General features: G+C 39.5%; 8 protein-coding genes and 3 pseudogenes. 7 read left to right on the top strand and 4 right to left on the bottom strand.

All coding sequences use genetic code 11. From position 1 onward, the window contains the following. Nucleotides 1–991: 991 nt before the first annotated feature. Both PX481_RS02580 and PX481_RS02570 read right to left on the bottom strand, forming a co-directional pair. Nucleotides 992–5,059, bottom strand: coding sequence for a zinc-ribbon domain-containing protein (locus PX481_RS02580; RefSeq protein ID WP_288093512.1), 4,068 nt, complete (start codon nt 5,057–5,059; stop codon nt 992–994). 438 nt (nt 5,060–5,497) lie between these two features. Then, a pseudogene (locus tag PX481_RS02570) lies at nt 5,498–5,668 on the bottom strand (helix-turn-helix domain-containing protein); the annotation flags it as partial. Nucleotides 5,669–5,733: 65 nt separating this feature from the next. Here PX481_RS02570 and PX481_RS02565 point away from each other — a divergent pair. Together PX481_RS02565 and PX481_RS02560 are read left to right on the top strand one after the other, a co-directional pair. Then, a pseudogene (locus tag PX481_RS02565) lies at nt 5,734–6,099 on the top strand (site-specific integrase); the annotation flags it as partial. Further along, entirely contained in the window at nt 6,080–6,253 is a 174-nt protein-coding gene (locus tag PX481_RS02560; protein WP_002760464.1) for a hypothetical protein, read from the top strand. The pseudogene PX481_RS02565 and the gene PX481_RS02560, both read left to right, overlap by 20 nt. Before the next feature lie 2 nt (nt 6,254–6,255). On the opposite strand, the gene PX481_RS02555 is transcribed toward PX481_RS02560, so the two are convergent. Continuing rightward, nucleotides 6,256–7,110: a universal stress protein gene (locus PX481_RS02555; RefSeq protein WP_193957080.1), complete on the bottom strand. Its 855-nt coding sequence runs from the start codon at nt 7,108–7,110 to the stop codon at nt 6,256–6,258. 618 nt (nt 7,111–7,728) lie between these two features. Here PX481_RS02555 and PX481_RS02550 point away from each other — a divergent pair. Next, nucleotides 7,729–8,706, top strand: a complete 978-nt coding sequence (locus PX481_RS02550) for an alpha/beta fold hydrolase (RefSeq protein ID WP_002760468.1) — start codon at nt 7,729–7,731, stop codon at nt 8,704–8,706. A gap of 269 nt (nt 8,707–8,975) precedes the next feature. On the opposite strand, the gene PX481_RS02545 is transcribed toward PX481_RS02550, so the two are convergent. Beyond that, nucleotides 8,976–9,761 carry an SWIM zinc finger family protein gene (locus PX481_RS02545; RefSeq protein WP_288023388.1) on the bottom strand — a complete coding sequence of 262 codons (786 nt, stop codon included), beginning with the start codon at nt 9,759–9,761 and terminating at the stop codon, nt 8,976–8,978. Between the two features lie 144 nt (nt 9,762–9,905). Between PX481_RS02545 and PX481_RS02540 the strand changes: the two genes are divergently transcribed. The 4 genes and pseudogenes from PX481_RS02540 (at nt 9,906) to PX481_RS02530 (ending at nt 19,701) form a co-directional block, all read left to right on the top strand. Next, entirely contained in the window at nt 9,906–10,082 is a 177-nt protein-coding gene (locus PX481_RS02540) for a hypothetical protein (RefSeq protein ID WP_288023389.1), read from the top strand. After that, nucleotides 10,052–10,267: pseudogene (locus tag PX481_RS30020) on the top strand (transposase); the annotation flags it as partial. The gene PX481_RS02540 and the pseudogene PX481_RS30020, both read left to right, overlap by 31 nt. Before the next feature lie 36 nt (nt 10,268–10,303). Continuing rightward, nucleotides 10,304–14,563, top strand: coding sequence for a non-ribosomal peptide synthetase (locus PX481_RS02535; RefSeq protein WP_288023391.1), 4,260 nt, complete (start codon nt 10,304–10,306; stop codon nt 14,561–14,563). A gap of 365 nt (nt 14,564–14,928) precedes the next feature. After that, nucleotides 14,929–19,701, top strand: a complete 4,773-nt coding sequence (locus tag PX481_RS02530; protein WP_288023392.1) for a non-ribosomal peptide synthetase — start codon at nt 14,929–14,931, stop codon at nt 19,699–19,701. The last annotated feature ends 27 nt before the right edge of the window (nt 19,702–19,728 follow it).

The following is a 19,728-nucleotide window of genomic DNA, read 5'->3' as shown; positions in this document are numbered from 1 at the left end:
GTATTTCATCATAAGTTCCTTCTAGATAGCACTCCATTTTAGCTTGATAGAATTATGGATGTGGGATCAAATTGTAGCAACAGCGGAACCTCACAGCAAACTTGATATGGTTGGGTTTCCTTGCGTCAACCGTTCGGCAAAAGCTCACGGCCGAAGTTCAACCTACAGGCTACTCTAGGCTATTTATTCCCCTAGAAAAGAATCGCACCGTTACATTTCATTAACCCACCCTACAAGATCGGCGATCGCACTGATTAGCTCGCTCTAGATCAAAAACAATTGACAAAAATCGTCCAATGTCTTTCTCTATAAGGGTTCCATCTCTTATAACCCCCGTCCATTACATAACACAAACCGAAGAACCCAACAAATTAGATTATATTCTCACCTAGAACTGGGTGTCTAACTATATATTACGCGGAAATTTTCCGTATATCACGCCAAATACACATTTTTTAAAGAATCTTTCTGTATATTACGCTCAAATGGAGCGATCGCGAGAAGTTTTCCGTATAATATTACGATAAGCGTGTTATGCCGATTAGCGTACTCTGTTATGAACCCTCCCCCACTGATTTGTTCAAAGTTTTCTCGTTGTGCGACTGTCAGATGAACTTTATCTCGCCTACCTCTTCCCATGATTGATGTCCTCAGTTTAGCTTATCTATTGCCCTATTTTAGCTGTGTCAGTCCAGTAGGGTGTGTTAGCGTCAGCGTAACGCACGAATTTTGAACATTAGATAAGGTGCGTTACATTTCATTAACGCACCCTACAAGATCGGCGATCGCACTGCTACGCAGTGCCTTCGGCATCGCACTCTGTTATGAGTTGATTGATGTTGGGTTTCCTTGCGTCAACCCAACCTACGGGCGAGGCGATCGCACTAGAATCTGTCTAACGTTCCTGCTGAACGGCTGCAAATAGCCTTTGCAACACAACCGATATCTTCCAACAGTCCGCTCCAGCAGGTTTGTTAGCCTGCTCGAAGCACTACAGTTGCACCTTGATTTGAGAGAGAGCAACCTCCTCTGATTTAATTGCTCGAATATACCGAAATTTCCATACCTCAGTGTTTTCAATTATTCTAAACCCTGCTGTCTCAAGACCTCTGACAAACCCTTGAATATCTTTAATACGGGAAGTTACTTCGTAAATCCAAAGTTGTCCATCAAGTTTGAGTGTACGGGATGCTTCTCGAATGTAATCACCAACGTTCAAGCCTATAAGTGACAAATTGAACATAGCAACGTCCAGACAGCTATCCTCCAATGGCACATGAGCCATATCACACTCAGTAACTGCATCATTGATAGCAATGAAATCAAAGTTATGAACCGTATGCTTGCCGATGAGAGCTTTAGCTATCAATGCTTCCCCACAACCAAAATCAGCCACAACTAAATCAGAGCGTTTCTGAAGCCACCTGATAGCCTCCTCATAAGGAATAACTGACCAAGTTTTTCGAGCTTCTTGATAAAGCGTATGGTATTGCATCCACTCTTCTGGATTGCCTTGTAATCGTTCGTAAGTAGTGTGACTGTAGCTATTACTCCAACGAGCATTCATACGGCTAAAGTCACCGTATTGAACATTACGGCGTCTAACATCTGATGGGTCAACATCTGGAAGTGGCACGAAAATTTTAGGGCGAATGACTGATTTTTGTTCACCTGACTTCAGGCGTTCCAGCCATTTACGCAAATCTCTAAATGCTTGGGATTCACTACGTAGCTGACCTTCAGGCATTACGCCATCAACCGCAGCATCAGCAACCGTCTGCTTGTTTTGCAATCGCGCTAATCGCCCTTCATCCCAACTCCACCGTTCTCCATCATCTAAACCATAAGTCACAGGCATGAGGATTGTGAGAGTATCATGAACTTGCCCCTGCCGATTTAATCGTCCTTCTAACTGCTCTAATTCGGCACTTGTCCAGGGTGGGATATTCAGAATCAAGCGATCGCAGACTCGCTGAAAACCATCGACACCAGTAGCCATAGCACTACTGGCAATCAGAATGTCAATAGAACCATCAATAAAACCGTTACGACCACTCTTATCCCCTCCCATGTGAAAACCAACAGTCCATCCCTCCGCCTCAATCGCCTCTTTTAACTGATCAACAATACCCTCAACATAATGCGTATAAATGATAGTTTTTGGGCGGAGTTCCTTGAGAATTGCTGGAATTCTGGCACGAGTAAGGATTTGCTCCATTTTTAAGATGGATGTGCCTTCTTCCCGAATTTCATCCACTAAGTAAGTACAATCTACTGGAAGTGTAACCCTCTTGATGTTGATTTTAGGCTTGACTCTAGAACGAATTCCCAGAGTTACAAACGCTTGATGCAAGCGCATACAATTGTTAAGCGTAGCTTTCTCACTCAAATCAGATCGCTCTACACCCGTTACTAATTCAACCAGGCTTTTACCTTCTTTCAAATTGTTAATAACAGGAGTTGCACTCATTCCAAGGACATGAAGATCAGGGTTCTTCTCGGCTGCGTTAGTGATCAGAGCAAGCACCATCTGTCGCCGTTTAGAAGGATCATCGCCCCGTTGTTTACAACGATGAATCTCATCCACGATGATGAAGTCAATTTGATATCGTTCTAGAAGTTGCCGAATATGAACAGGGGTTGAGGGCTGCTGGAACATCTCATGATTTAGGAGAATATAGTGATGTCCTCCTTCAACATCTGTCCAATGAGGATTAAAATTTTTGATAGTTACTCGGCTATCTGGAAAAACATGCTTAATTTCTCCGTGCCAGTTTGGCACCGTATCTAATGGACAGATAATGATTGTGAGATGGGCATCAATGATGCGGCTACTAAGGATGCCACCAATTGTTTTACCTGTGCCTGTCAACGAGAGATTTAACATTCGCTGCTGACTCCGTAGCCTTACCGCAGCTAGCTTTTGCATCAAGTTGGGGGGTGTGATTTTGCCATCAACTCGAAATGCCCAACCTGATGGAATTGCCATATCTCGCGCTTGGTTGTATTCGTCAAGAAATTGATCTCTCACCTGACGACCATAACCCTCGTCTGTAAACGCCTCAATTGCTCCGACGGCAGATTCATCTTCAAAAACTTCTGCCCAAATTCGATTACGCCTTGAAGCAATAAAGAAGTCAACTGCCTCTTGATCGGCTGAAGCAATAATCTTGCTACTCAAAAATTCCAGACTTTTCTGTACTTTTATTTGTGGTAGTTTGCCAGCTTCATCAAGCTCATCTTGAGAATCACTGCTTGCTTCAAAAAATTGAGATGCTCCAGATATATCTAATGACGGAGCAGTATCGATAATTTGTAATTCAGTATCAGCCTTGAGTATATCAACTGAATCAATTTCATTCTCAGAAACTTTTGTTTCCTTGCCTTGAATTACATCTCTAAGTTTCTGTCCTGTTAGCTTGCCCTTAATAATATTTTTTACAAGCTTGAGTCCTTCAGCATTTTTCGTATCCAAAACCCCTGATTGCTCAAAGATTTTATATAACTCCGCTTGAGTCAGATTGGGAATATGAACTTCTAAACTAGCGACGAATTGACGGATCGCTTCTAAAGTCCAGCCTAAGCCACAACGAGCACAACCACTATTCCCTACACTCCAAGAAGCTCTGACAATGCTCGTTATCTTAGATTTATACTCATACCCATCAATAGGGCATTTGAACCAAGCTTCCTTCTGGGAACCTTTAGTTACCTTGTCAGGAAATATGTCTAGTTTGTTATTCTTTTCATAATCCCAATACTGAGATACGTACTCAGGATACAGAGCTAATAATGATGTAGTCTCAGTAGCAACTAATCCTCTACACGCTGGGCAACCACTATTTCCTCTTTTCCAAGAAATCTTTATTGAGGTAAGAGAAGCTACCCATTCATGACCATCAATAGGACATTTAAAGAAAGCTTCTTTACTTGATCCAATAGTTAACTTCATTGGCTCAAGTCCTAGTTCATTATTAGCTTCATAGAACCAATACTTAGCGACTTCTTCAGGAAACTCAACTGCTATTGGATCTCTACGTTGCCATTCACCCTGCTTGCGTTCAGCAGTACCATTACAGACTCGACAACCGGCATTACCCTCTGACCACTGCTGATCTATTATTGAGTTAATGCTTGCTTGCCACTCATTTCCATCATGAGGACATTTGAACCATACTTTTTTATTACTTCCAAGAGTTAATTTTTCTGGATCTAGGTTAAGTTTGTTATTATTTTTTTCGTAATTCCAGTATTGGCTAATAAGTTCCGGATAAACTTCTGTAAGGGCAGGTTGTTTTTCTGCCTTTTTCTTCCTACCTGCACACATCGGACATCCACTGGTTCCACTTCTCGTCCAGCTTGTAGTAATGCCCTTCGGCTTTTGCTTCCAGGAATGCCCATCAATCGGACATTTAAACCACACATCCTGGAGTGAAGTTCGGGCAGGAACATCTTCGGGCTTTAGATCTCCATTTTTCTCATAATCCCATAATTCTGCGACGCGCTCTGGATAAAGTGCAGCTAAGCTTCTCGAATAGAGTTCTTGCCTGGCACGTTCTTTCTTTTCCTGCTCGGCTGATGCTGCTGCTTCCTTACGCTCTTTCAAATATTCATGGAATGCAGGATTATCAATAAGAATTTGATGAACTCTTTGTTTACTTAACTCATGCTGCTCACCAATATCCCGAAAGCTTAATCCCTGTTTATAAAGTTCTAAAAACTGATTACTCTTTTCAAGCTTTGCCTGTTTTAGTTGAGTTGACCTGGGTGACTCTTTTTTCTGTTCACCATTTGTCTCAGACAAGGAATCTGATTCCTCATCATTTTGTTCTTGCCAAGCCTCGCAAACAGCTTGACCCAGTTCAGTGAGGAGAACTTGATCTTCCCTTAATTCAATAAGCCCTCTAGTCTGAAGGCTAGATAAAGTTTGTTGAGATTCTGTAGAATCAAGGTTAAATATCATTATGGGTTGAGAGGACTCGTATAGCGACTCAAGAGTAAGTCTCTGTTGCCTGCCCAATCTTTTTGTAGATTCTCGGATTTTGTGTGCATCATCCATAGCTTAATTTGAACAATTAGAGGTGCTTATGTACTAACTTTGCTCTTATGGATCTTGTGTGATAACAGTCTTACAGGGAATATGGTATGGTCTCATCACCCTTGTATTTTAAGGGGTTGCCTTAATTCTTAACAAAGCTTCACACACATAAACGTGAAGAACTCTAATGGCTCTTCTAGGTTCTGTGTGATCAGTTTAACTTACTATAGAAGCGATCAATCTTTGTGTCCTCTGTGTCTCTGTGGTTCCTTCCACTCGGTCTCGCGTAGCGAGCGCGTTGCGATCGCCAGCAGGACTGTATCTTAGAATACATTTTACCCACCAAATCCAAGAGAGTCTAACTATTATAATCTCATTTCTCTTTGTGATCAAGTTCAATATTTTCTAGTTTTTGACTGCTATAAATATTAATACTCATTGCATAAGTAAGATGCTCCCGACTGTTTTGAGTGAACAACCAATAAACTCAGCTATTTCTCGTTGAGTTTTTCCGTCGTTCAGCAAGAGAAACATTAAAATTCTTTACCTCACTTCTGCTCTTTCTTCTTCTTTAAGAGCTTTTTGTAAGTTTTTCTTTTCTTCTAAATCTAGGAAATCTTTGGCTGGCATAAGTAGTATTTTTCTAAAATTACTATTTCTATTTTAGGTGGTTTAAGTGCGTTTTAGCTTACCGCACCGAACAAACATATCTGGACTGGATTAAGCGTTATCTGCTCTTCCATCAGAAAAAACATCCTCGTGAGATGGGAAAAGAAGAGATCAAGTCCTTTTTGACCCATCTTGCCGTTGATAAAAACGTTGCCGCCGCCACCCAAAACCAAGCCCTCAACGCCATCCTTTTCCTTTATCGAGAAGTTCTGAAAATTGAACTGGGTAATATCGGTGCATATTTACGGGCAAAACGCTCCAAACGTCTGCCCACCGTCCTCACCAAAAAAGTAAAAATGGCTGATTATTTTAGCGATCGCACAACAGACTGCGATCGCTGCCCAGGTCATTCTCAACCCACCAAAGTTAGGATTGCTCATCGAAGAAATTGAATCTCTTGAGAAGCAATTACTGAGCTTGGGGGTTGAGAGTCGAAGTTATCCTTTAAATGAGCTAATCGCCTTTAGCTCGGCTTTTATGACGATGAAAGCCATTGCCAGCAACTTAAATCAAATGAGTCAAGACTTACCTGCCTACACCCAATAGGACTAAATCCCTTCTTTTCTAGCTAAAAGGACGGGACAATTGACATTAACCCGCACATAATCCGAGAGGGAAGTACCGAGAAGGCGATCGAGATCCGGTAAACTCTTAGCCACAGAAGGACGGCGATCGGGCGAACCCAACAGTAAGAGATCCACATTATAATCATCGACGAGTTTGCAGAGTTGTTCTCCCGGTTTACCCCCCGTCACCACGCAGCGATAGGGTATATTCATCCGTTTTACTTTTGCCACTGCTGGCCCTAAAATTGGGTTTTCTTCCATTTCTTTGGGGGAAGTGGGGGCAAATTCCGGTTTTAAGTCGGGGTTGACGCGGGCCAGAATTAACTCTGCTGAAGGATAATCCCGCAGGAGATAAATAGCCAGATCGAGAGCTAAATCAGCCGAGCTAGACTTATCGAGAGCTACCATCACCTTTTTGATTTTTTTGACGTAAATATCGTCTTTTACCAATAACATCGGGTGATTAGTCAGTTGAAAGACGTATTGACTGACGGAATTTTCTAGAATTGCCTCCAGTCGCTTCAGTCCTCGGGAACCCATCAGGATCAAATCGGCACCGATTTCGTCGGCAACTTGACAGACGGTATCTTTGGGATCTCCTTGACGCAGAATAGTGGAAACTTTGCTGGGTTCAATTTTGACTTCTTGCAGGATTTTAGTCAGCATTTGGGTCCCCTCTTCCCATTTACTGGCCAGAGCTTCGGTGGTAATCTGAGGGGGAACAACCCGGAGAATGGTAATCGACGCTTTCCGGATAGCGGGGAGATCCATCAATGCTTGTAGCATTTCTTGGGTTTGACCTGCGCCGGAATCAGCGTATAGTATTTTCTCTAGCATAAGATTAAACTCGGTCTATGATCTTAATGGTTTTCGCCAATTTTCAGCATACTGCTAATGTTGTTCTCGAAATTTAACAACTTATTAAGCGCTTTTTCTTAGCTAAATGCGATGCCGAAGGCACTGCGTAGCAGCTCGCATTTGAGGGTATTTTAAGTATTTATGCTTAATTGACTAGAAATACGGCTCTCTTATTCTTTGCGTGATAAGTTTAACTTATATAGTAGCGATCGATCTTTGTGTCCTTTGTGTCTCTGTGGTTCGTTCCACTCACTCGCCCGCAAAACTGTATCTTAGAATACATTTTACCCGCCAAACTGGGGAGAGCCGAAATACTTGGCTCAAAATCATGGGACAGGCGTTTATTTGTACTAGATTTTGGCTGCAATGCTGGCACTCTCTTTTAATCACAGCTAAATCGACCATTTAATACTAAATCTGGTTATTAAAGACTGATTATTTATTCCCCTTTTTGCATGAGTGCATGAGTAGAAAACGGGTTTCTCGGAGAAACCCGTTTTCTGTGCGTTACTCAACGGATTTAGTATAATTGATGATTATTCATGCTTAATTGTCCAGCAACCACGAGAATTTTTGATTTTTACAAGAGGTGTAGTTATGTCTTTATCAATTCGAGTAATTCTCCTAGTAGCGACGACAGTTTATCAGACGTTATCTGTTTGGTTAGAAGAACAAAAAGCACCGCCAGGTAATTTGATTAATCTGGGTAAATATCGCCTACATTTTTGTCTAGCAGGAGAGGCTAGTCCCACTATTATTATTGACCATAGTTTAGGGGGAATTGAGGGATATTTTTTGATAGAAGAATTGTCACAATTAGCTAGGGTTTGTATTTATGATCGAGCCGGTTATGGTTGGAGCGATTCTAGTCCCTATCCCCGAACCAGCTACCAAATTGTTCGGGAATTAGATCAATTACTAACCCAAGCAAAAATAGAACCACCTTATATTTTAGTTGGTGATTCTTTTGGCAGTTATAATGTTCGACTGTATGCTCATCTGTTCCCAGAAAAAGTAGTAGGTTTGGTACTCACCGATGGTTTACACGACAAAGGAATGCTGAAAATGTCGCCAGCATTAAAGGCATTAAAATTATTTTTCATCTCTGGATTTTTGATGTCGATTATTGGCTCAATTTTAGGCATTATCCGAGTTCTGAGAGTTCTAGGAGTTTTTGAATTATTAAAACCAGAATTGCGTCGCTTTTCCCCAGATTCTTGTCATCGAGTTAAGCGTTCTTTCTGTCGCGCTAAACACTGGATGACGATGAGTAGAGAAATGTTTAATCTCGACCAAAGCGCTCGTCAGGTGAGTGAGGCTAAAAATTTTGGTAATTTACCGATAGTTAGTATTAAAGCTAATTCTTTTTTTAAACCTTCCCTTTGGACTCGCTTTATTCCCCTAAAAAGTGCCAACCAACTCCGGGAGGAGATGCACCTAGAATTAGGCAAATTATCCAGAGATTTTCTGGAAATACAAGCGGATAAAAGTAGTCATTTTGTCTGGATGGATCAACCGGATGTGATCATCGATGCGGTCAGAATTTTGCTTGACAAAATTAACTCTGTGTGCTAAGTAATAAGGTAAAGTTAACTTCCTAGTTAGGATAGGCAAGAGGCAACAGGCAAGAGATACTTAGATAAGTAGGTAGGCGTTAAAAATTATCAGACACCACCCTTATCAAGGGTAGGGTTGATTCATGAATCAACCCTACCTTGAATCAACCCTACCTTGAATCAACCCTACCTTGAATCAACCCTACCTTATCAAGGGGGGCAGGGAGGATCGAACCTAAAATCCATTTTTAATTTAATTATAACCAGCTACTTATACCTCAAATTCCCCTACTGTAAAGCAATCGCCATCGCTTCTTGGGGAATTTGCCGGTAAATTGGTTTTAAAAATTGTTCTATGGCATCTGATTCGGGGGCAGCGAGGGGAAAATTGCCTAAAATGTCGAGAATGGTTTGATTTTCATTCCCCGGCGTAATCACAACGAGGGAGGGATCTAGCTCCTCATCGTACTGCCAAAAGCGATCGATAGTGCTGTCGGGGGCAGTTTTTTCGACTACTGTGGGGGGTTCACTGACTGCTAAAGGTTGATTATCAGAGGAATAGGAGCGTTTTTCCCGTAAAGCTTCCAGAATTTGGCTTTTGCTTCGGCCGCGCAGTTGCAAAAGCAGGAAGGGATCGACAATAAAACGATCACCCAATTGATAATATACTGCTCCTATATGTTTGCAGGGGTTGGCTTGATCGGGACAGGTGCAACGGGAGCGAATATCGGCCAGGGAAAAGGGAAATAAATTCACCCCACTATCAATAAAAACACGCTCGATATTATCGGGCATTTGTCCGGTGAGCAATTGAGCGGAATAAATGGCTTTTTTGGAGAGAAGCTTAATAATATAATCCCATTCTTCATCACTAAAAGCCGCTAGGGATAAATCCACTATATAAGGCTCTGGTTCACTGCCTTGTACTCTGGCAATAACTTGCGAGTCTTCAAAGTCAATACTTAAAACATTGCCCTCTCTAGCGTACAGTCTAGCTCGTTCCAAGCGTTTTTTAAAGCGATAGGAATCGAGTAGTTCTAGCCATTTTTGTACCCACCAAGCTTGTTCTGTCATTTTTTATTTCGCCAATTCAAAAATGAAACACATCAACCTTAAGAGTTGACAGAGAAAGGCTCATCAGGTATATTCTGATCTTTAACAACAACAAATCAGACCCAAAAACGAAGCCCTCAACATCTTAACATAGAACAAAGAAACTTGCTCTACCAACTTGGTCAAGAGGTAAATTTATCTCAACGGCAAATAGCCGTCTTGCTGGGATGTCATGTCATCTATGAAGCAGAAACCCAAATTGTGAGTTTTGGGAATCGCCGTCCGTTTTACGGCGGTCAGGATGTCAAGAAACCATCTACAAAATTTGGGAGAGGGGATTAAACGAGCATACTAATGGACTGTTAAGACAATTCTTTCCCAAGAAAAGGAATTTTAAAATCCTTAAGCCAGAGGAAATAGAAAGAGCCGTAAACTTGATTAACAATCGTCCTCGATAATGTCTTGACTATCGTACCCCGAATGAGCTATTATGTGATAGCTCAGACAGTGATGAAATTCAGAATTGAATTGGCAAGATGTACACAAAAACGAGGATTTTAGGTATGAGGACAGAACACAAAAATCCACAATTAAATTGTCATAAATTAGCAGAAGTCTTTTTATCAAATCCCTTAATTGAAGATTGCTATTTTATGGTACGAGAGGATGAATTAGTCGCCTATATCGTTTCCTCTGGAGCTTGGAATTCTGAACAATTGTCCTCCGATTTACAGTCTCAGTTACCGGACAATCTTCTACCTAATATCTATGTGCAGATTTCCAGTTTACCCTTAACCGATAGCGGTGATGTCGATGAAACTGCATTAAAGAATATTGAAATTATCGATGATCATCAAGTTCAGAAAACAGAAGAAAAACTACGCTCTTTGTCAGATATTGATCAAGTTGCCGCTGTCATGACTTCCAAAAAAATCAAAATTTTACCCCTACATCTATCGGACTTATTGCCCTTAAAAATAGAGAAAAAAAATGATCATCAAAAATCTGAAACCCCGATTCATCTGGGGATTCACACTTCTAACACTCAAGCTGGAATCAGTCACGGACAGCTTTTAGAAGAATCTGAACTTCAACCGAAAACCTTGGCAGAAATCCTCCAAAAAGCTGCTGAAAATCATTCAAATAAAGGGATTATTTATATTCAATCTAATGGATTGGAAGTTTTTCAGTCTTATCAACAATTATGGGAAGACGCTCAACAAATACAAGCCGGATTACAAAAGCAGGGTTTACAAGCTCAAGATAAAGTGATTCTTCAGCTATCGGAAAACTATGATATTATTTCCGCATTTTGGGGGTGTCTTTTAGGGGGATTTATTCCTGTTATTATTTCAGTGCCACCCAGCTATAAAGATTTTAATAATGAAATTCATAAAATATCTCAAGTTTGGCAGTTGTTAGATGAACCTATTATTATCACAAATCAATCCCGTCAGCAAGAGATAAAATATTTAGAACAATGGTTGCCTAATCAACCCTTAAGCTTGAGTTTTATTGAAGAATTAAAAACTCATTCTCCCCATCAGCCTCCTATTGGTCAACCGGATGATATCGCGTTCTTTAATCTCACATCAGGCAGTACAGGAATACCGAAATGTATCTCATTAACCCATAAAAATGTCATCTCTCGTGCGCGAGGAACAAACATAATTTGTGAACATCAAAACGACGATATTATTCTTAATTGGCTTCCTTTTGATCATATTGGAAGTATTTCAGACTGGAATATTCGCTGTGTCGAGTTAGGATGCCAAATGGTTTATGTTCAAACTGAATATATATTAGGTCGTCCTTTGAATTGGTTAGATTTAATTGATCAATATCGAATTAGCCATAGTTGGGCTCCTAATTTTGCCTATAATTTGATCAATGAAGCTTTAAAAAAAGAACCGGATCAAAATTGGAATTTAGATTGTGTCAAATTCTTTTTAGCAGCGGGTGAAGCCGTTTCTGGTCAAGCAGTTGGAGAATTTATTAACACCCTTCATCTTCAATATAATCTGAAAAAAACGGCGATGCGTCCTGCTTTTGGGATGGCAGAAATGGGTTCAGGGATTACCTATTATCAGCCTACAGAACAACAGCCATTACTCTTTCATACGGTTGATAAATCCTCCTTGAATTCTTCCTTAAAACGAGTCCATCCTGAACATCCCAACGGTGCAACCTTTACGGATTTAGGATTACCCATTCCGGGTATATCGATTAGAATTGTTAATACTGATAATTCCCTATTACCAGAAGAAACCATTGGTCATTTACAAGTTAAAGGAGATGCAGTTTCACCGGGGTATTATAAAAACCCAGAAGCGAATCAAGACGCTTTCTTAAAAGATGGCTGGTTTAAGACAGGAGATTTAGCATTTATTAGTAACGGTCATTTAGTCATTACTGGAAGAAGTAAAGAAACCATTATTATTAATGGAGTGAATTATTATAGCCATGAAATTGAAACTGTAGTGGAAACTATTGAAGAAGTAGAAGTGTCCTACACCGCCGCTTGTGCTGTTTATGATCCTAGGAATAGTACCGATCAATTAGCTTTATTTTTTAGTGTAGAAACCTTTGACCACCAGCATCTAGCGGAACTTCTGAAAAAGATTAGACGAAAAGTAATTAACAGTTTTGGCGTTAATCCTGAATATTTAATCCCCTTAAATAAAACTGAAATTCCTAAAACTTCCATTGGTAAAATTCAGCGATCGCAATTAACAAAACGGTTTGGAAATGGAGAATTTAATTCTATTTTAAAAGAAATAGATATTTTGTTAGAAAATGCTCAAACCCTTCCTGATTGGTTTTACCAGAAAGTTTGGAAACCTCGATCTCCAGTTAACTTAAAACCAGAACTTTCCAAGTATTGTACTTTAATTTTTCTGGATTGCTTGGGTTTAGGAGCATCTTTAGCAGAAAAAATCCAAGGTCAAAACTTACCCTGTATCACGGTTTTAGCAGCGGAAGAATTTTCTCAAATCAGTCAAAATTGCTATACCCTCAGACCCGGGACAGCCAATCATTATCAACAGTTAATGGCATCTTTATCCGAGCAAAAAATTATCCTTGTCAATATTATTCATCTGGGTACTTATCAAGACTATCAGGGAGAAATTTCAACAATTGAACAGTTAGAAAAAGCACAAGAAAAAGGGACTTATGATTTATTATTCCTAGTTCAAGCCTTAGCTAAAACTCATGATTTTAACTCAAAAATTCAATTGCTATTTGTTTCTAGTTATAGTCAATTTGTCATAGAAACCGATGAAATTGCCTATGAAAAATCTCCAGTTTTAGGACTGATCAAAACCCTAGCTCAAGAACTTCCTTGGTTAAATACTCGTCATGTTGATTTACCCCTGGATCAAACCGAAATTAATGTCAGTTATCTGCTGCAAGAACTATCCGTTTTATCCAAGGAAAGAGAAATTGCCTATCGCAACGGGAAACGTTTAATCGCAGGTTTGGAAAAAGTCAATTTACTTCAACACAGCCAACAGGAATTACCCTTTAAATCAGGGGGAATTTATCTGATTACCGGAGGACTAGGAGGGATTGGCAGACAAATTGCTCAGTATTTGCTCAAAAATTATCAAGCTCGTTTACTGTTAATTGGAAAAACACCTTTACCAGAAAAACACCTTTGGAGTGAGTACCTCAAAACCGAAGATCAATTATCCTTAAAAATCAAAAATCTCCAAGCTTTAGAAAACCTTGGGGGAGAAGTAATTTATCAAGCGGTAGATGTGGCTAATTTCCCTCAAGTTAAACAGACTGTAGAACAGGTAAAAAGACAATGGCAAGGAGAACTTAATGGGGTGATTCATCTGGCTGGAATTTACAAAGATTGTTTACTTCTGGACGAAAATCAAGAGGGTTTATCGACAATTCTTCGTCCTAAAGTAATAGGAACTTGGGTTTTACATCAACTCCTCAAAGAATCTCAGGGAGTTTTTATTAGTTTTTCTTCCTTGGCTAGTTTTTTTGGAGGAGCGGCTTTGGGTTCCTATGCGGCGGCTAATAGTTTCCTTGAGTCTTTGAACAGCTATCAAAAATATAAGAATTTGTTCCCCAGTTATTGTTATAGTTGGACAACTTGGCAAGAAACCGGGATTAGCCAAGGTTATCAGATGCAATACATAACCCGATCTCAAGGGTATTATGATATGACAGTACGGCAAGGTTTAGACTCATTTCTAACCAGTTTATATCACAACCAAAGACAATTAATAATCGGTTTAGATGGGAGTAATAGCAAGATTAATCGTTTCACATCTAGGTCTGAAGGATGCCAAAAGTTAACGGCTTATTACACCCGTAAATCTACAGTTCAATCGGTCAATCTACCTAATCATGTTAGTCTAAAAGATCGATTTGGAACGTCCTATAAATGTCCCCTGGTGCTGCGGCAATCCCTCCCTATCAAGGATAATGGAGATATTGATAAGCGGCAATTACTCAAGGAACTCCAAGGCAAAGAAAATAACGAATTGATAGCACCCAGAACGGAAGCTGAACGTCAAGTTGCTAACATTTGGCAAAAGGTGTTAAATTTATCTCAAATTGGAATTCATGACAATTTCTTTGAACTAGGAGGACATTCTTTACTGGCGAGTCAAGTTATTTCTCGTTTACGGGATGTTTTCTCGGTAGAATTGTCTTTGCACAGTTTATTAGAATACCCCACCGTTGCCAGTTTAACTCAAACGATTGAGGTGCTTAATGTAGCCAAAAATAGTCACAGTCTATCCAAAAGTGGTAAAGTTATGACAACAGCCGCAGAAAATTATGAAGAAGGAGAATTATGAAAATAGGTTAACTAAAATTTAAGCTTTTCAGAACCCTTTTGGGAAAAAATGTAAAAAATTGTATCCATCACTAAAATTTATCATCCAGAATATGCTATAAATAGTCTCGGTTTAAAACAGTCTTTTTGTGGAGTATGTAAGCGGTTGCTCCCATAGCAACTGACTTTAACAATAACCACTGACTCCTCGCCATTGATAACCTTTATTTGTGCGATAGTGTTTAGTCTTTGAGGGTATTTAAATTTATGAGAACCGTTGATTATATCTCTAACAGTAGCTCTAGCTTGAGCTACTGAACCCAGCCAAACATCACCCCCCCCATTCCAAAAATACCAGAACATCAATTAGGGAAAAGGATACTATTAATGAAAGTCGCAGAATTTTTATCTTACTTAAATAGTTTAGACATCAAGCTTTGGCTTGAGGAAGAAAAGTTAAAATATCAAGCTCCCCAGGGAGCGATGACACCGGAAATTAAGCAAGAAATCGGCACAAGAAAACCAGAAATTCTCACTTTTTTAAGAAGCGCAACAACACCGTCTAAACCCCTTGAATCGGTTATTGATCCCGTTGCCAGAACTGAAGAGTTACCTCTATCTTTTGCTCAACAGAGAATGTGGTTTCTCTATCAGATGGATCGGCAAAATCCAGCTTATAATGAAGCTCTAACCATCCGTTTAACGGGACGCTTAAACATTGATATTTTAGAGCAAACGATTAATGCTATTATTCAACGGCATGAGAGCTTACGCACAAGCTTTCCAATGGTTGAAGGAAAACCTATTCAAAAAATTGCTCCATCTCTGAAGATTAAATTATTAGTTGTTAATTTAAAAGATATCCCCCAAGAGCAAATTGACAAACAGATTATTGAAGAACTACAAAAACCCTTTGATTTAACCCAATCTCCCCTATTACGATGTACTCTGTTTGATCTGGGATATGAAAATTATATTTTAGTCAACGTTTTCCATCATATTATTATCGATGGTTGGTCAAAGGGCATTTTATTTAAAGAATTATCTAAATTTTATCAAGCACTTTTATCCAATTCAACCGTAGATTTACCCGAATTAGCCATACAATATGCGGATTTTGCGGTATGGCAAAGACAATGGTTACAAGGTGAAATCTTAGAAAATCAGTTAAATTATTGGAAAAAACAATTAACGGGTGCCCCTCCTTTATTAGAACTTCCAACCGATAAACCCCGTCCAGCTACTGCCAATTTTCGAGGTCATAGTATCTCGTTTCAAATTGACTCAGAACTCACAGAAAAACTGAAACTTTTGAGCCAAAAGTCGGGGGTGACTTTATTTATGACATTACTGGCTGCTTTAAACACTTTACTCTTTCGTTATAGTGGTCAAGATGATATTTTAATCGGGACACCCACCGCCAACCGAAACCGACAAGAAATTGAACCTTTGATTGGTTTTTTTGTCAATACTTTAGTGCTGCGGAATTCCCTAGAAGGAAATCCGACTTTTTCGGGATTATTACAGCAAGCTCGCAATGTTGTTTTAGAAGCGTATGCTAATCAAGATGTCCCCTTTGAGCAAGTGGTTGATGGGTTAGAAATCGAACGAAGTTTAAGTTATAATCCCTTATTTCAGGTAATGTTTGCGCTGCAAAATGCCCCTCTCAATGCTTTAAAATTACCCAATTTAAAAGCTCAATATCTAGCCGTCGAAAACCAGAGAATTAAATTTGATCTCAGCTTATTTTTAGAGGAAATAGAGACGGAAAAAGGCTCTTATTTAGAAGGTTTTTGGGAATATGATGGCGACCTATTTACCCCAGAAAGAATTACCCGCATGGTAGGTCATTTCCAAACTTTATTAAAGGGGATTGTAGCCAATCCTCAGCAAACCATCGGGGAATTACCGTTACTGACTGAATCGGAAAAACAGCAATTATTAGTAGAATGGAATCAAACTCAAACGTCTTATCCTGATCATTACTGTATTCATCAGTTATTTGAAGAACAGGTTGTTAAAACACCTGATGCTATAGCGGTCATCGATGGAGAAAAATCTTTGACCTATGAACAGTTAAATCAAAAAGCCAATCAACTCGCTTATTATTTGCAAAACTTAGGCGTTAAAACCGAGGACTTAGTAGGAATCTGTATCGAGCGTTCTGTTTTGATGATCATCGGACTTTTAGGCATTCTTAAAGCGGGTGCAGCTTATATTCCTTTAGATCCGAACTATCCATCAGAACGTCTAGCTTATATGTTAGAAGATTCTGCCGTATCGGTGTTATTAACTCAGGAAAACTTAGTTGACACTTTACCCAACTATTTAGGAACAATATTTTGTTTAGATCAGGATGGGAAAATTCTTGATCATCATCCGCAAGATAATCTCCTCCATCCGATGACATCTGAGAATTTAGCTTATGTCATTTATACTTCTGGTTCCACTGGAAAACCCAAGGGAGTTTTAATTCAACATCAAAGTTTATTAAACCTAGTTTCTTGGCATCAAAACGCCTTTGATATTACAACAATTGATCGAGTCACTCAATTAGCTGGAATTGCCTTTGATGCTTCAGTTTGGGAAATTTGGCCTTATTTAACAGCGGGGGCGTGTCTGGCGATTGTTCCCCCAGATTTGCTAACATCACCGAAACAACTGCAAGAGTGGTTAATTGCCAAAAAAATCACCGTTTCTTTCTTACCCACTCCTCTTGCAGAAACCCTAATTCCCCTAGATTGGTCTCCCAATTGTCTATTAAGATTAATGTTAACTGGAGGAGATAAACTCAATGATTTTCCCCCTACCTCCATTCCCTTTACATTAGTCAACAACTATGGTCCGACTGAAAATACTGTTGTTACAACATCTGTTAAAATAACCCCAGATTTATTAACCGAAAAAGCACCGCCTATTGGTCGTCCCATTAGCAATACTCAGGTCTATATTTTAGATCAATATCAACAACCTGTACCGATTGGAATTCCAGGAGAATTATACATTGGTGGTTCAGGATTAGCTAAAGGATATCTCAACCGTCCAGAGTTAACCGATTCTAAATTTATTGCCAATCCTTTTAGTCAAAAACTCAGTGATCGCCTTTACAAAACCGGTGATTTAGTTCGTTATGGAAACGACGGACAAATTGAATTTGTGGGTCGCATTGATCATCAAGTTAAGATTAGAGGTTTTAGAATTGAATTAGGGGAAATTGAAACCGTTCTCAATCAACATCCCCAAGTTAAAGAAGCGATTATTATTGCCAGAGAAGATCAACCCGGCGTTAAACGTTTATGTGCTTATGTGATTGCCTCTCAAAACTTAACTGTTTCTCAATTGCGTCTATTTTTGCAAGAAAAGTTACCTCAATATATGGTTCCTGCTTTCTTCGTTTTGTTAGACGCTTTTCCCCTAACCGCTAATGGTAAAATTGATCGTTGCGCTCTCCCACAACCTACACTAGAATTAGAGGATGAAGCTGCCCTCAATCTCAGTCCAGGTACAGAAAAAGAACGCATTCTCGCTGCAATTTGGCAAAGGGTTTTAGGACTTAAAAATATTAGTATTAACGATAACTTTTTTGAGTTGGGAGGAGATTCTATCTTAGCCATTCAAATTATTGCTCAAGCTAATCAAGCGGGATTACAAATTACTCCTAAACAATTATTTAGTCATCAAACTATCGCTCAATTAGCCACCGTAGCGGAGCGAGTTTCGGTTAATCAAACCACACAGGATTTAGTCATCGGTCACGTCCCCTTAACTCCGATTCAAAAATGGTTTTTTGAACAAAACTTGCCCGAACGTCATCACTTTAATCAATCTATCTTGTTAGAGGTTCCCAATAATCTACAACCAGATTTATTAAAAAAAACTATTTCTAAATTACTCTATCACCATGATGCTTTGCGGTTACGGTTTGTTCATAAAGGGGAACAATGGCAACAAAATCACAGCGATGATTGCAATAATTTTGCTTTTGAAAAGGTGGATTTATCCCATCTATCTTGCGATGAACAATTAACCAAGATGGCAGAAATTTCCGAGGTTCAACAACGGGTACTCAACTTAGAGGAAGGTCCCTTAATGGCGGTGGTTTTCTTCGCCTTGGGTGAGAGTGGAAAAATGTTAATTGTAATTCATCATTTAGCAGTAGATGGAATTTCTTGGCGGATTATCCTCGAAGATTTCGTCACTATTTACCAGCAATTAGAAAACCAAAAGCCCCTGCAACTTCCTCCTAAAACCAGTTCTTTTAAAACTTGGGCTGAGGAACTGCAAAACTATGCTAAAACCCCAGAATTTTACGCTCAATTCAAGTATTGGCTAAACCGTGAGTTTCCCTCAATTTGTCCTCTTCCTTTAGACCGTCAAGGTGAAGCTCAGTCCAACATTGTTGCCCATGCAAAAACGGTCTCTTTCACCTTAACCGAAGAACAAACCCGCTTACTCTTACAGGAGGTTCCGCAAGCTTATAACACCCAAATTAATGATATTCTATTGACCGCTTTAGTCCAAGCTTTCGGTCATTGGACAGGAAATTATGGACTTTTGCTTGACATGGAGGGTCATGGAAGAGAGAATGTAATTGAATCCGTAAATTTATCTAGAACTGTGGGTTGGTTTACCAGTATTTTTCCCGTCTTTTTGACCTTAGAAAATCTTCACCATCCCGGTGAATGTCTCAAGTCCATTAAAGAGCAATTACGACAAATTCCGAATCGGGGATTTGATTATGGAATTGGATATTATCTGAGTTCAGATTTAACGATTCAATCCCCGTTAAAAAACTATCCAAAAGCTCAAATTAGCTTTAATTATTTAGGTCAATTTACCAGCCATCAAATCGGCGAGATAGGCTGGAAATTATCTCAAGAATCCAGTGGTTCCATTCATAGTCCTTTGGGAAAACGTTCCCATTTAATTGCGATTCATGGAATTGTGGTTGATGGGCAACTTGATATAGAATGGCAATATAGTGAAAATTTTCATCATCAAACAACGATCAAAAATTTAGCTGCTGCCTATCGAGATTCTTTAGAAAGCCTGATTAACCATTGTTTATCGGTAGAAGGAGGCTATACTCCATCGGATTTTCCCGATGCGGATCTTAATCAGGTAGAACTAGATGAACTGCTTTCAGAACTCGATTTTTAACCTCAACTTAATGTTTAACCCTCCTGC

The sequence above is a fragment of the Microcystis sp. M53603_WE2 genome (assembly GCF_030065435.1).
Note: the sequence above shows the minus strand (reverse complement) of the source record. Positions and strands in the feature narration are given on the sequence as shown.